This window comes from Allosphingosinicella deserti (genome assembly GCF_003012735.1).
GTDB classification, from domain to species: Bacteria; Pseudomonadota; Alphaproteobacteria; order Sphingomonadales; family Sphingomonadaceae; genus Allosphingosinicella; species Allosphingosinicella deserti.
Genome location: NZ_PXYI01000002.1, coordinates 492,355 through 506,547, shown reverse-complemented (window position 1 = coordinate 506,547; position 14,193 = coordinate 492,355). Strand labels below are relative to the sequence as shown.

Genomic DNA, 14,193 nt, shown 5'->3' with positions numbered 1-14,193 from the left:
TCCGTTCAGGATCGGCCCTTTGTTTCAAGAACCAGACGAGACCTTCGTCCACCGCCGCCTGACCCCCGAGAAGCTGGAGGCGCTTGCCGCCGATGTCGAGAGTCTCGCGGACGATCTGTCGGCCGCCCAGCGCATCGCCAAGCTCGGAATCTGGCGCTGGCGCGTCGGCACGGAGGATTTCACCTGGTCCGACGAGATCTTCCGCATCGCCGGGCGCGATCGCGCGGAGTTCACGCCGACCCTCGAATCCTCGATGGCCTGCATCCATCCCGACGACCGATCGGCGATGCACGATCGGCTGCTTGGGTGCATCACCGGCCAGACGCATTCCGCCGCCGAATTCCGGGTGATCCGGGCCGATGGCCAGATCCGCTACTGCTGGGCCGAAACCCGGCCGATCGTCGATGCCGCCGGGCAGGTGCAAGCGCTGCGCGGGATCTGCCAAGACATCACCGAGCGCAAGGAGATCGAGGAGGCGCTTCGGGAAAGTGAAGAACATTATCGCTACACGTTGGAGCTGAGCCCGCAGATCCCCTGGGCGGCCGATCCGTCGGGTCAGGTCATCGAGATCAGCGCACAAGGTTTCGATGCGATCGACCGGACATCGGAGCAGACGCTCGGCAGTGGCTGGATCTCGCTCGTCCACCCGGACGATCGCGCCGACACGATTGCAGGCTGGCAGCACGCCCTGCGCACCGGCGAGCCGCTCGACACCGAATATCGGCTGCTCCGCCGCAACAGGGAGTATCGCTGGGTGCGGGCGCGGGCCGGGGCCCGGCGTGCCCCCGACGGATCGATCCTGCGCTGGTATGGAACGCTCGACGACATCGACGACCAGAAGAAGGCGGAAAGCGCCCTTCTCAACATGCAGGAGCTGTACCGCCTCGCAGTGCGCGCGACCGGGCTCGGCATCTGGGATTTCGATCATCAGACGGAGGTGCGGCGCTGGTCCGCAGAGCTCCGCGCCATGCTCGGGCTCGACCCCGAAAGTCCGGCCGATGCGGCGGCCTTCCTCGATCTCGTCCACCCGGAGGATCGCGACACGGTCGTCGCCTCGATGCAGAGCGAGGATGAAGTTCACGCGGAGATGACCTTCCGCATCCGCCGGGCCGACACCGGTGCCTTGCGCTGGCTGACGATCGACATCCGGGCGCTTGCGAGCGAGAGCGGCACCGGAAGCAGGACCATCGTCGCGTTCCGCGACGTCACCGAGCGCAAGGCCGCTCAGGATCATGTCGAATGGGCCGCGCGCCACGATCCGCTGACCGGCCTCGCCAATCGCGTGCTGTTCCAGGAAAAACTGCAAAGCGCCGTCGCCGACAGCCTCGCGGGAGGCAGCCGATCCGGATTACTGCTGATCGACCTCGATGATTTCAAGCTCGTCAACGACACGCTCGGCCACGATTCCGGCGATCAGTTGCTGCGGCTCTCCGCCCAGCGGATCGAGGCCGTCGTACGCCCTGGCGACACCGTCGCGCGGCTCGGTGGAGACGAATTCGCGATCGTGCTTTCGCAGCTCGGATCGGACGACGAAGCGGTGGAGATCGCCGAAGCGATCCTCGCGGCGCTCGGCGCCCCGCTTCGCGTGAACAGCCAGCTGGTCGACATCCGCGCAAGCGTCGGCGCGACCACCTGCTCGCAGGGAGATTGCGACGCCGAGGAGTTGCTCAAGCATGCCGACATCGCGCTCTACGTCTCGAAAGGGGCGGGCCGCGGCCGGGTGACCCTGTTCAGGCCGGAGATGCGCGCCGTGATCCAGCAGCGGGCATCAATGCTCAGCCTCGCCCGCAACGCCCTAACCACGAATCTGATCGAGCCGTTCTACCAGCCTCAGGTCGAGCTGGCATCGGGCAGGCTGATCGGGTTCGAAGCGCTGCTGCGCTGGCGCCATCCCCGGCTGGGCCTGCAGCTTCCCGGCAGCGTCGCGGCGGCGTTCGAGGACAATGAGCTCGCAACCAGCATCAGCGACCGCATGTTCGAGCGGACGATCGCCGACATGCGCCATTGGCTGCAAGCGGGGCTGGAATTCGGCCACGTCGCCGTGAACGCCTCCGCGGCCGAGTTCCGGCGGGACAATTTCGCCGAGCGGGTGCTGGCGCTGCTCCGCGCAGGCGACGTGCCCCCGTCGCGGCTGGAGCTCGAGGTCACCGAGACCGTGTTCCTCGGCCGCGGTTCGGAACTGGTCGACCGTGCATTGAACCTGCTCTCCTCCGAGGGCGTGAAGATCGCACTGGACGATTTCGGCACCGGCTATGCTTCGCTGTCCCACCTCAAGCGTTTCCCGGTCGACATCATCAAAATCGACCGCAGTTTCATCCGCGACATCGAGGAGGATCCGGAAGACGCCGCGATCGTCAGCGCGTTGATCACACTCGGACGGAGCCTTGGCCTCAAGACCGTGGCGGAAGGCATCGAGACCGAGCGACAGGCGCTGTGTCTGACCGCCCAGGGCTGCACCATCGGCCAGGGCCACCATTTCGGTCGTCCGATGCCGGCCGCCCTGGCAAAGCAGCTGATCGAGCGCTGGCCCGATGCCGCCGCAATCCAGAGGGCCGCCGCATCCTGCCAAAGCGCGCCGCGCGCCGATCCCCATGCGGCGTGATCGCACGCGAGGGGAGTGATCGTCGCAGCGCGGTTTGCCGAGCGCCCGCTCAGCTCCGACCGTCGACCGCGACGCGCCGCATGCCTGCGGTTGCCGCGAGCAGCACGGCATCGGCGAGCGACTTGGCGTCGAGCTTCCGCATCACGCTCGCCCGGTGCATCTCGACCGTGCGGATGCTGATTCCCAGTTCGTCGGCAATCTGCTTGTTCGACGATCCATTGAGCAGGGCCTGAAGCATCTGCAGCTCTCGCGGCGTGAGGCTGCGGACCAGGGTCAGCGCTTCGCCGCGGCTTGCCTCATCTTCCTGCACCTCGCGGAGCGCCGTCGCCGCGCGCGACAGCGCATCGAGAAGGTCGGTTTCGCGGAACGGCTTCTCGAGGAACTCGATCGCCCCGAGCTTCATCGCCGTGACCGCCATCGCCACTTCGGCATGGCCGGTCATCACGATCACGGGCCAGCGATATTGGCGTTCGTGAAGTTCGGAGAGAACGGCCAGCCCGTCGGAGCCCGGCATCCGGATGTCCAGGAGAATGCAGCCCGGCTCCAGTTCGGCCAGAGCGGCGAGGAAGGCATCGCCACTCTGGAAGCCGCGGCAGGGCAAGCGATTGACGTCCAGCAATACGCCGAGCGATGTCCGGATCTGCGCATCGTCATCGACGATGTAAATCGGATACTGATCGTCCATCGGTGGCCCCCGTTGCTGCGGCTCGATCTCCGCTCCGGACGCGCGAACGCCAGGCACCGAGATACCCGACGCTGCGCTCCGGCTGAAGCGGCTTCATCCTGTCTGTGCGATAACGATCCGCCGCAGGCTGCCCCCCGTGCACGATCGCCGTCATCACCGCGGTGCCTTTGCCGCGGCCGCGAACCGCGTGCGCGCCCAATTTGCTCCGAAGCGGACGAGAACCGCAGGTCAGAGGGAAACCTCCTGGCCGAGAACCTCGAAGCCGCGCGTCAGGGCAGCGAACAACTCCTCTTCGCGGCAGGGCTTTTCCAGAAACTCGATCGCGCCGCGCTTCAGTACGGCCGCGGCGATGCCCGGATCCGGATGGCCGGTCATCACCAGCACGGGCCAATCCACGCCCTGGTCCGCCATGTGCTGCAGAACGGCGATACCGTCCATCCCGGGCATGCGCATGTCGAGGACGACGCAGCCGGGCGAAAGCCTGCCGAGTGCCGCCACGAAGGCGCCGCCGGATGCAAATTCGGCGACATCGATATCGGCAAGCTGGAGCAATGCGCAGAGGGACGCCCGCACGGCATCGTCGTCTTCGACCAGGTAGACCGTCGCCGGTACCATGAAGCCCCCTTCCTAGTGGGAGGAGCATAGCCCACGCCCTCCACTCCGCAAGTGCTGCAGCGTCGATAACGAGGCTTTATCGCTGAATTCGTGAGAAAATCGGCTCGCTCAAGCGTCAGGCGACCGTTCGCCTCCTGTCGCGCGTCCGAAAATCAGGCGGCGAGCTCGTGGGCATCGGCCTCGCCGGCACGCTCGAGCGGTTCGAGCTCGGCCTCGATCGCCAGACGGATGACGTCGGACAACGCGTCGCAGTTCATGTCGCGCATCATGTTGGCGCGATGCATTTCCACGGTCCGCGGGCTGATCTCGAAACGGCGCGCGATTTCCTTGTTGGTCATGCCCGCGAGCAGGCCACGCAGGATCTGGGTCTCGCGCTTGGAAAGCCGCGCCAGCCGTGCGGTGGCCTCGCTGCGCTGAGCGCGGCGGTTCTGATCGCGCAACGAGATCGCGATCGCCTGTTCGATCGTCGCCACGAGCAGGTTCTCCTGAAACGGCTTCTCCAGGAATTCGAACGCACCGAGCTTCACCGCCTTGACGGCGGAGCGGACGTCGCCGTGGCCGCTCATGATGATCAGCGGCAGATCGACGCCGCGGCGGAGGAGCTCGGCCTGAACTGCGAACCCGTCCATGTCCGGCATGCGCAGATCGAGCAGGATGCAGCCCATGCCGAGCCTGGCTTCGACGAAGAATTCCTCGCCGCCCGAGTAAATCTGGGTGGCGAAGCCGTGGCTGCGCAGGAGATAGCTCGTCGAGGCGCGGACGGAAGGATCATCGTCGATGATATGGACAACCGGCTGCAAGATTGTGGACTCCCCGCGCAAATCAGGACTCATCCTATAACCCGCCGGCCGTTGGAGAACGATACTGTACTAATCCTGAGTCACCCGCACGGAGCGTTCGGCTCCTCCAAACGACGCGCGCAGCCCCTTGAAATTCTTGATTAACCATTTATTCCGTTGTGGATACAAGTGGTCGGAGCCTCGCCTGGCCCCGTTGCCCCTTCCGGATCAAAGCGCCGCATGAGCCTGAAGACGCTTCTCTACGTCAGCGAGAGTCTGTTGCGGCTCCCCGAGGAGGCGGGGCGGCTGCAGAACATCCTCGATGTCTCGCGGGAGCGCAACGCGACCCTGGGCGTGACCGGCGCGCTGATCGCCGCGCGCGGCCATTTCGCCCAGGTTCTGGAAGGACCGCCCGAGGGTGTGGCGGCCGTGATGGACAGCATCGGCCGCGATACCCGGCATCGCCGCGTCACCCTGGTGCTGGACCGGATCACGCCCCACCGTCAATTCGAAGGCTGGACGATGAGCCTCGCTTATTGCGGCAATTCCTTTTACGTCGACCGGCATATCGCGCCGCTGCTCGACGAAGACGCGCAGGCACCGGCGCGCTCCGTGCTCGCGCCGCAGCTTCTCTATCTGATCCAGGAACTCACCCTCGCCTCGAAACGGTAGAGGGGCTCCCGGGTCGGACGATCGCCCGACCCGAAGCGTGGACAGCTGCAGCCCCTACGCCGGCTCGGCGAAATAACCCGATCGCATCACGAAATCCCCGAAATGCTCGCCGGCCGCGCGCTCCCGCGCGTAACGGCCGAGCATCTCACCGAGAATCTCGAGAATGGCCGGCTCGCCGATATTCTCGCGGTACAAGCGGTTGAGGCGCTCGCCGTGGAAACCGCCGCCAATGTAGAGATTGTACTTGCCCGGCGCACGGCCGGTGAACGCGATCTCGGCCACATAGGGACGGGCACAGCCGTTCGGGCAGCCGGTCATGCGCATCGTGATTGGCTCATCGGCGAGACCGTGAGCGGCGAGCAAAGTCTCGAGCCTGCCGATCAGATCCGGGAGGTAGCGCTCCGCTTCCGCCATCGCCAGCGGGCAGGTCGGCATCGCCACGCACGCCATCGAATTCAGCCGGAGCGCGCTCGTCCGTCCATTCTCCGCGAGACCATGTTCGGCGAGGATCGCGTCGATGCCGGCACGATCTCCCGCCTCCACGTCGGCGACGATCAGATTCTGATTCGGCGTGAGGCGGAACTTGCCGCGATGGATGTGGGCGATCGCGCGGATCGCCTCCAGCAGCGGCTTGCCAGGTCGGTCGATGATCCGGCCGTTCTCGATGAACAAGGTATAGTTGAAGCGGCCGTTGTCGGTGCGCTGCCAGCCATAGACATCGCCGTTGGAGGTGAATTCGAACGGCCGGGTCGGTTCGAACGGCGCGCCCATCCGGCGCTCGATCTCGGCCTTCACCCATTCGACGCCCTTGTCGTCGACCGTGTATTTGAAACGGGCGCGGGCGCGTTCCTTGCGGTTGCCGAAATCGCGCTGGACCGAGATGATCGCGTCGGCCGCGGCAAGCAGCCGGTCCTTGGCGATGAAGCCGATCACGTCGCCAAGCCGCGGATAGGTGCGCGGCTCGTTGTCGGTGCGGCCCATGCCGCCGCCGATCGTGACGTTGAAGCCTTCGAGGCCGTTCGCGCCCGACACGGCGATGAAGCCCAGATCCTGCGAATAGACGTCGATATCGTTGGACGGCGGGACGACGAAGCCGATCTTGAACTTACGCGGCAAATAGGTCTTGCCGTAGAGCGGCTCCTGCTCCTCGGAGGTCGCGACCTTCTGCTCGCCATACCAGATTTCGTGATAGGCGCGGGTGCGCGGAATGACATGGTCGCTGAGCTGCTTCGAAAGCACCGCCACTTCGGCATGCACCGCCGAATCCTCCGGGTTCGCGGTCGCCATCACGGTGCGCGCGTCGTCTCCGCAGGCAGCGATCGTATCGAGCAACACTTCGTGCAGGCCCTGGATCGTCGGCCGCAGATCTTCCTTCACCACCCAGTGGAACTGGAAGGTCTGGCGGGTGGTCAGGCGGATCTGATCGCCGCCATGGGCGCGGGCGAGTGCATCGATCTTGAGCCATTGCTCGGGCGTGCAGACACCGGCCGGAAGCCGGACCCGGACCATGAAGGTATAAGCCGGCTCGAGCTTCTGGCGGCGGCGCTCGTCGCGGATGTCGCGGTCGTCCTGCTGATAGATTCCGTGGAACTTCATCAGCTTGTTGTCTTCGAACTTGACCCCGCCGGTGATCCGATCGAGCAGGCCCTGGTCGATCGAGCCGCGGAGATAGTCGCTGTTGTATTTCAGCGTCTCGTCGGGGCCAAGGCGATCGAGCGGCTGCGACAGATCGGTGCTGCGATCGACGTCATGGGTGTCGGTGGTCATGGTCTCTTCCTGAAAATCAGTAGACGTCGCGCTGGTAGCGATGGTCGCTCGCCAGGCGGCGGACATAGTCTTCGGCGGTGTCGCGATCGACGCGGCCCTGCTCGGACACGATCTGGATCAAAGTTTCGTGCACGTCGCGCGCCATGCTCTTCTCGTCGCCGCAGACATAGACATGGGCGCCCTCCTCCAGCCAGGCGTAGAGATCCTTCGCCTGCTGCAGCATGCGGTGCTGGACATAGGTCTTGGGCTGGCCGCGATCGCGCGAGAAGGCGACGTCCATGCGGGTGAGCACGCCCTCCTTCAGCCATTGCTGCCACTCGGTCTGGTAGAGGAAATCCGAACGGAAATTGCGCTCGCCGAAGAACAGCCAGGATCGCCCTTCCGTGCCGGTCGCCTCCCATTCCTGCAGGAAGCCGCGATAGGGCGCGACGCCGGTGCCGGCCCCAATCATGATGATCGGGGCGTCGGTCTTGGGCAGCCCGAAATGCGGATTGTGCTGGATGTAGACCGGGACGGTGTCGCCGATCTCGATCCGGTCGGCGAGCTGGCTGGACGCGACGCCGGAGCGGGGCTCGCCATGCAAGGTGTACCGCACCGGTGCGACCGTGAGATGCGCTTCGTCCGGGGCCGCGGCGAGACTCGAGGCGATCGAATAGAGGCGCGGCTGAAGCGGACGCAGGCCGGCGAGCAGGCTGTCGGCATCGACTCCCGGCAACGGGAATTTGCGGACGATGTCGACGACATGATGGTTGCGCAGGTACAGCAGGCGCTCGGCGGCGCGCTCCTCCCCGCGCAATGCCTCGAGCTCGGCGGCACCGGTCAGTTTGGCCCATTGATCGAGGAAACGCGGCGACGCGATCGCCACTTCGAACCTGTTCTCGAGCGCCTCGGCAAGCGCGATGGTCTCGCCCTTGACGGTGATCTCGGCGTCCGCAGAGAGGCCGGTTGCTTCCAGCAGCTGACCCACGACGGCGGCATCGTTGACGGCGGCGATGCCGAGCGCGTCGCCGGGCTCGTAGGTGAGACCAGAGCCGGCGAGATCCAGCTCGATGTGGCGGGTTTCCTTCGACGAATACCGGCCGACGATCGCGATATTCTCGATCACGGTCGCGCCGAACGGCTTCTTCTTGTCGTAGGCGGGCGTGCCGGCGCCGGTCGGGATCGCGGAAGGGACGGCAATGCCCGGCAGGGCCGTTGCCGATTGCGCGAGATCGGCGGCGAGGCGGTCGACCACCGCCTTGCTCCACGCCGCGGCGGGATCGTCATAGTCGATGTCGCAATCCACGCGGCCGCCGATGCGGGTGGCGCCGAGTTCCTCGAGCCGCGCATCGATCCGCTTGCCGGCCTCGCAATATTTCTCGTAGGTCGAATCGCCGAGCGCGAGCACGGAGAAGCGAACCTTCTCCAGCTTCGGCGCGCGCTTGCCTTCGAGGAATTCGAAGAAGCCGACCGCCGGCTGCGGGGGGTCGCCTTCGCCATAGGTGCTGACGATGACCAGCAGATCCTGCTCGTCCTTGAGCAGCCGAGTCTTGTAATCGGACATGTCGGCGATCTGGGGCGACAGGCCCCGTTCGGCCGCCGCCGCCGCAAGCGCCTTGGCGAGGTCGCGGCTGTTGCCGGTCTCGGTGCCGTAGAGAATGGTGAGGGTGCGGCCCTGCGCCGCCGCCGGCGCAGCGATGTCCGCTGCGGGGGCGCCGCCGCGCAGCAGGCCGGCGTCGAGGCCGGCGAAATAGCCGCTGATCCAGCGCGCCTGCGCCGGCGTCAGCGTCCGTGCGAGCGCCTCGACATGCTGCCATTGTTCGAGGGTGAGCGCCCCCTCGGCGAAGGAGTTGAAGGCAGTCATCGCGCGTGTCGTCCCCGTTCGTGTTTCGCTGCGGCGCGGGTCAGATCACCCATTCGTCCGCTCCTTCGTCGTCGTTGCTGCCGGCGTCGATCCGCCGGCCCGGCTGCGCCTGTTCGTCCGAAGCCTCGAGCGTCACCAGCACGTGCACGCCGGCCCGCGCCATCAGCTTGGCGACTTCGCGGGCGCGGCGAATCCGCTCCGCCTGTGCCTCTTCGCCGAGGTCGCTGGCAAGATCGGCGATCGCCGCCTCGTCGAGCACGAAGGCGGGACGGCCGAGCGCCGCCAGGCGCTCCGCCGCCCGCGCGGCATGCGCCCGCCGTCCGGACCCGGCGATCCACTGGATCGATCCCTTTTCATCCTCGGCGTCGCTGGCCTTGAGCACGCTCTTCGGGAAGGCTTGGACGAGGCCGGCCGCCACGGTCGCATGGGTGACCTTGTCGATTAGGATGAAGCCGCCGAGCCGCCGATTGTCAGCGTAGCGGACGGCGGGGATGCGGCGATCGAGATCGATGTCGACCTGGCCGATATCGTTGAGCGCGAGGGTGAGGCCGCGGCGCTGCTCCATCGTGTTGACGTCGACGATCGGACCCATGCCGCCGATCGCGGCCGTGACGGTCTGGCTGCCGATCTTGAGCCAGTAGGAGCGGTGCGGAACCATCGCCTCGTCCGACATCCAGACGAGGGTCGCTTGGAGCCGCGACACCGGCTCCGGCTCGGCGGCCGCCGACGCGATGATGTCGCCGCGGGAGCAATCGACCTCGTCGGCAAGGGTCAAAGTCACCGACTGGCCCGCAACCGCCTCGTCGAGATCGCCGTCGAAGGTGACGATCCGCGCAACATGCGAGGCGCGCCCGGCCGGAAGCACGGAGATCGCGTCTCCGACCCGGACGCGGCCCGAGGCAATTCGACCGGCATAACCGCGGAAATTCTGGTTCGGTCGATTGACCCACTGGACGGCCATCCGGAACGGCTCTTCGGCGTAGGAGGCAGCCTCGACCGGCACCGTTTCGAGATGCTCGAGCAAGGCCGGGCCGTCATACCAGGGCATCGCGTCCGAGCGGCTGGTGACGTTGTCGCCATCGAGGCCCGACACCGGAATGGCGGTGAAGCTTTGGAGGCCGACCTCGCGGGCGAAGGCGGCATAATCGGCGACGATCGCATCGAACCGCCCCTGATCGAAGCCGACCAGATCCATCTTGTTCACCGCAAGCACGATGTTGCGGATGCCGAGCAGGTGGACCAGGAAGCTGTGCCGCCGCGTCTGGGTCAGCACGCCCTTGCGGGCGTCGATCAGGATCACGGCGAGATCGGCGGTCGAGGCCCCCGTCACCATGTTGCGCGTATATTGTTCGTGGCCGGGCGTGTCGGCGACGATGAACTTGCGCTTGTCGGTGGTGAAGAAGCGATAGGCGACGTCGATCGTGATGCCCTGCTCGCGCTCGGCGGCGAGGCCGTCGACGAGCAAGGCGAGATCGAGCTTCTCGCCCTGCGTGCCCGAGCGCTTGCTGTCGCTGGCCAGCGCATCGAGCTGGTCCTCGAACAGCATCTTGGAATCGTAGAGCAGCCGGCCGATCAGGGTCGACTTGCCGTCGTCGACCGAGCCGCAGGTGATGAAGCGGAGCAGCGACTTGCGGCTGGTCGCTTCCAGATAGGATTCGATCTCGGCGCGCGCCGCTTCGGCTGCGTCGTTCAGCTTGTGGGCGGTGGCCATCTATTCCTCCCCGGTACGAGCAGGGGGACCGCCGGCGGCGGAGGGGTTGGCAGGGACTCCCGGCGCAGTGCCAGCCCCTCCACCGCGCTTCGCGCGGTCCCCCTCCCCCAAGGGGGAGGATTGGCGAACAGGAATCATGTCAAAAATACCCTTCCTGCTTCTTGCGCTCCATGCTGGCGCCGCCGCCGTCCTTGTCGATCGCGCGCCCCTGCCGCTCGGAGGTGGTCGCGACGAGCATTTCCTGGATCACTTCGGCCAGCGTCGAGGCTTCGCTCTCGACCGCGCCGGTCAGCGGATAGCAACCGAGCGTCCGGAAGCGTACCGAGCGCTCGACCGACACCTCGCCCTCGCGCAGCGGAAAGCGATCGTCGTCGACCATCAGGATGAGGCCGTCGCGCTCCACCGTCGGTCGCGGCGCGGCGAGATAAAGCGGCACGATCGGGATGTTCTCGGCATAGATATATTGCCAGATGTCGAGCTCGGTCCAGTTGGAGATCGGGAAGACCCGGATCGTCTCCTTCGGCGCCTTGCGCGCATTGTAGAGGCTCCACAATTCCGGCCGCTGGTTCTTCGGATCCCAGCGGTGGCTTGCCGAGCGGAAGGAGAAGATGCGTTCCTTGGCGCGGCTCTTCTCCTCGTCGCGGCGGGCGCCGCCGAAGGCGGCGTCGAAGCCGTAGAGATCGAGCGCCTGCTTCAGCCCCTCCGTCTTCCACATGTCGGTGTGGAGCGCGCCGTGATCGAACGGGTTGATGCCCTGCCGCTCCGCCTCCGGATTCCGGTAGACGAGCAGCTCCATGCCGCTTTCCTCGGCAACGCGGTCGCGCAGCGCGTACATGTCCCGGAACTTCCAGGTCGTATCGACATGGAGCAGCGGGAAAGGCGGCGGCGCCGGGTAGAAGGCCTTGCGCGCGAGATGGAGCATCACCGCGCTGTCCTTGCCGACCGAGTAGAGCATCACCGGCTTCTCGGTTTCGGCGACGACTTCGCGCATGATCTCGATGCTCTCGGCTTCGAGCTGCTCGAGATGGGTCAGCGTGCGGGTCTTGAAGGTGGCGGGAGCATTCATGATGCGATGGCTCTCGGAAAGGCGATCAGCTCCGCGGACAACGGACTGGGGATTTCGGCAAGGTCGCGGGCGACCCAGCCGATCAAGACGGTGACGGGCGCGCCGGGGGTGAGCGCCTGGGCAAGATCATCGATCGTGGCGATCGTGCCGCCGACGCGGGCCTCGTCGGCGCGGCTGGCGTTGGCGACGGCGACCGCGGGCGTCGCGGGATCGAGGCCCTTGGCGAGCGCCTTGCGGACGAACTCGCCGAGTGTCTTGCGCGGCATGTAGAGAACGGTGGTCGCCTTGCGATCGGCCATCGCGCCCCAATCGATGTCTGCCGGGAGCTTGCCGTCGGCGCCGTGGCCGGTGACGAACTGGATGCGGCGTGCCGTGTTGCGCTCGGTCAGCGAAATGCCGAGCGAGGCGGCGGCGCCCTGCGCGGCCGAGATTCCCGGCACGATCGACACCGGCACGCCTGCGGCCTTGCAGGCATCGATCTCTTCGGTCGCGCGGCCGAAGATCAGCGGATCGCCGCCCTTCAGCCGCACCACCGTCTCGCCGGCGAGCGCGAGCTCGACGATCGTGCGATTGATCTCGCTCTGGCTGCAGGACGGGCCGTGGCCGGTCTTGCCCACCGCGAGCCGCTTCGCCTCGCGGCGGGCGAGCTCGAGCACTTCCGGCGTGACCAGCTGGTCATAGAGAATCACGGTGGCGTTCTGGAGCGCGCGCACCGCCTTGAGGGTCAGCAATTCGGGGTCGCCGGGGCCGGCGCCGACCAAGGTGACGCTGCCCACCCGCGCCGCGGGCGTGTCGGCGACCAAAGCCTCGAAATCTTCGGCCGACGGCGTGCGATCGACGCCGCGCCAGGCGGCGTCGGTGAAACGCTGCCAGAAGCCGCGGCGGGCGCCGAAGTCCGGGATGCGCGCCTTGAGCAACGGCCGCCATTCCGCCGCCGCCTTTGCCCAGGCGGACAGGCCGAGCGGCAGCACGCTCTCGATCCGCGAACGGATCGACTGTCCCAACATCGGCGCGGCGCCATCGGTGGAGATGGCGAGCACGACCGGTGCGCGGTTGACGATCGTGCCGAAGGTGAAATCGCACAGATCGGTCTGATCGATGATGTTGACCGGCGCTCCGGCGGCGCGGGCGGCGGTGACGAAACGCAGCGCCTCCTTGCGATCGGGCATGTCGGCGATGGCGAGCGCCGCGCCCTGGAGATCGCCGGGCACCCAGGTGTCGGTGAGCTGGACGACGTCGGCCCCGGCTGCCTGGAGCAGCTCGACCTTCCACGCCGCGCCCTCGGAGGCGCCGACCACGACGACCTTGCGGCCGGTCAATTTGTGGAAGACCGGCAGGTTCGGCAGCGGTGCGATCCGGGCCGGAGTCTCGATCGGGGTGCGTTCGTCGCTCATCATGCGGCCCCTGACACGACGGCCTCGGCAGGCGCAGCGGCGGCGGCCTTGCTCCGCACCAGGCGGCCGTCGGCGCCGACATGGAGGCCGCACTCCCGGGCCTCGTCGCTTTCCCACCACCAGCGCCCGGCGCGTTCCGGCTCGCCCGGCTGTAGCGCGCGAGTGCAGGGCTCGCAGCCGATCGACAGGAAGCCCTTGGCGTGGAGCGCGTTGACCGGAATGCCGAGCGATGTGCATTCGGCGGCGACGCGGTCGCGGGTCCAGTCGAACAGCGGCGCGAGCTTGATCAGGCCGCGCTCGCGATCCCAGGCGGCGAGATCGACCGCCGCACGCTGGCCGGACTGATCGGCGCGGAGGCCGGTCACCCAGGCCGCGGCGCCCGACAATGCGCGTCCGAGCGGCTCGACCTTGCGGACGGTGCAGCAGGAAATGCGCGCGTCCTTGGAATGATAGAAGCCGTTGATCCCGGCGTCGGCGACCATCGCCGCGACGGAATTGGCATCCGGATGGAAGGACTTGATGCGGACGCCGTAGCGCTCCTCGGTTTCCTGCCAGAGCTGGTAGGTCGACGGGAACAGCCGGCCGGTGTCGAGGGTGACGATTTCGACCGGCAGCTTCTCGGTGAAGATGTGGTGCGCGATCAGCTGGTCTTCGATGCCGAAGCTGGTGGTGAAGACGAGGCGGCCGTCGATGGCGGCGCAGGCGGCACGCAGGCGATCGGGGATGGTCTCGCCGCCGATGCGGGCGATCAGCGCAGGCTGCGCCACGTCCGCAAGCACCGGATCGATCGCGTCGAGCGTCTCGCGGCGATCGTCGAACGGACCTTGTGCTTCGACCATGATGCTCACCTGGGCCCCGTGCGGGGTACCTTAGAAGAATCTTCCAAGCGACGCCGACCACGGAAACCGGAGCCTCCGCGGCCGACGCGCATCTAGGAAGTACTGGAAGCGCTCAGATATGCGGCTTTGTCAGAGGGATCAACGCAGCTGCGGGAGATAACAGAGTTCTTGCGCAGGCTTGCCGCCGCAGTAGAAGATTATGCTCCTGAGCCGGAGTTTT

11 protein-coding genes are annotated in these 14,193 nt (G+C 66.7%); 2 read left to right on the top strand and 9 right to left on the bottom strand.

Annotation, left to right across the window (positions count from 1 at the left end; genetic code table 11):
- Window positions 1–19: 19 nt before the first annotated feature.
- Window positions 20–2,602: a sensor domain-containing protein gene (locus C7I55_RS06660; protein WP_106512101.1), complete on the top strand. Its 2,583-nt coding sequence runs from the start codon at window positions 20–22 to the stop codon at window positions 2,600–2,602.
- A 49-nt stretch (window positions 2,603–2,651) separates the two neighbouring features.
- On the opposite strand, the gene C7I55_RS06655 is transcribed toward C7I55_RS06660, so the two are convergent.
- The 3 genes from C7I55_RS06655 to C7I55_RS06645 form a co-directional block, all read right to left on the bottom strand.
- Window positions 2,652–3,287, bottom strand: coding sequence for a response regulator transcription factor (locus C7I55_RS06655; RefSeq protein ID WP_106512100.1), 636 nt, complete (start codon window positions 3,285–3,287; stop codon window positions 2,652–2,654).
- A gap of 228 nt (window positions 3,288–3,515) precedes the next feature.
- Window positions 3,516–3,902: a response regulator transcription factor gene (locus C7I55_RS06650; RefSeq protein ID WP_106512099.1), complete on the bottom strand. Its 387-nt coding sequence runs from the start codon at window positions 3,900–3,902 to the stop codon at window positions 3,516–3,518.
- Between the two features lie 152 nt (window positions 3,903–4,054).
- On the bottom strand, window positions 4,055–4,702 hold the full coding sequence (locus C7I55_RS06645) for a response regulator transcription factor (RefSeq protein WP_233222083.1): 648 nt from the start codon (window positions 4,700–4,702) through the stop codon (window positions 4,055–4,057).
- A gap of 219 nt (window positions 4,703–4,921) precedes the next feature.
- On the opposite strand from C7I55_RS06645, the gene C7I55_RS06640 reads away from it, so the two are divergent.
- Window positions 4,922–5,353, top strand: a complete 432-nt coding sequence (locus C7I55_RS06640; RefSeq protein WP_106512097.1) for a BLUF domain-containing protein — start codon at window positions 4,922–4,924, stop codon at window positions 5,351–5,353.
- Between the two features lie 54 nt (window positions 5,354–5,407).
- Here the strand turns inward: C7I55_RS06640 and cysI are convergent, their stop codons facing one another.
- The 6 genes from cysI to C7I55_RS06610 all read right to left on the bottom strand — a co-directional run bounded on the left by cysI (window position 5,408) and on the right by C7I55_RS06610 (window position 13,973).
- On the bottom strand, window positions 5,408–7,120 hold the full coding sequence (gene cysI, locus C7I55_RS06635) for an assimilatory sulfite reductase (NADPH) hemoprotein subunit (RefSeq protein ID WP_106512096.1): 1,713 nt from the start codon (window positions 7,118–7,120) through the stop codon (window positions 5,408–5,410).
- Between the two features lie 16 nt (window positions 7,121–7,136).
- Window positions 7,137–8,963: an assimilatory sulfite reductase (NADPH) flavoprotein subunit gene (locus tag C7I55_RS06630; RefSeq protein ID WP_106512095.1), complete on the bottom strand. Its 1,827-nt coding sequence runs from the start codon at window positions 8,961–8,963 to the stop codon at window positions 7,137–7,139.
- Between the two features lie 40 nt (window positions 8,964–9,003).
- The gene (cysN, locus tag C7I55_RS06625; RefSeq protein ID WP_106512094.1) at window positions 9,004–10,674 is read right to left on the bottom strand and encodes a sulfate adenylyltransferase subunit CysN; all 1,671 of its coding nucleotides are present in this window, start codon (window positions 10,672–10,674) and stop codon (window positions 9,004–9,006) included.
- A 139-nt stretch (window positions 10,675–10,813) separates the two neighbouring features.
- Window positions 10,814–11,740 carry a sulfate adenylyltransferase subunit CysD gene (gene cysD / locus C7I55_RS06620; RefSeq protein ID WP_106512093.1) on the bottom strand — a complete coding sequence of 309 codons (927 nt, stop codon included), beginning with the start codon at window positions 11,738–11,740 and terminating at the stop codon, window positions 10,814–10,816.
- Window positions 11,737–13,134, bottom strand: a complete 1,398-nt coding sequence (gene cysG / locus C7I55_RS06615) for a siroheme synthase CysG (RefSeq protein ID WP_158266313.1) — start codon at window positions 13,132–13,134, stop codon at window positions 11,737–11,739. Before cysG ends, cysD begins: the two co-directional genes overlap by 4 nt.
- Window positions 13,134–13,973: a phosphoadenylyl-sulfate reductase gene (locus C7I55_RS06610; RefSeq protein ID WP_106512464.1), complete on the bottom strand. Its 840-nt coding sequence runs from the start codon at window positions 13,971–13,973 to the stop codon at window positions 13,134–13,136. The genes cysG and C7I55_RS06610 overlap by 1 nt, the downstream gene beginning before the upstream one ends.
- Window positions 13,974–14,193: the final 220 nt, after the last annotated feature.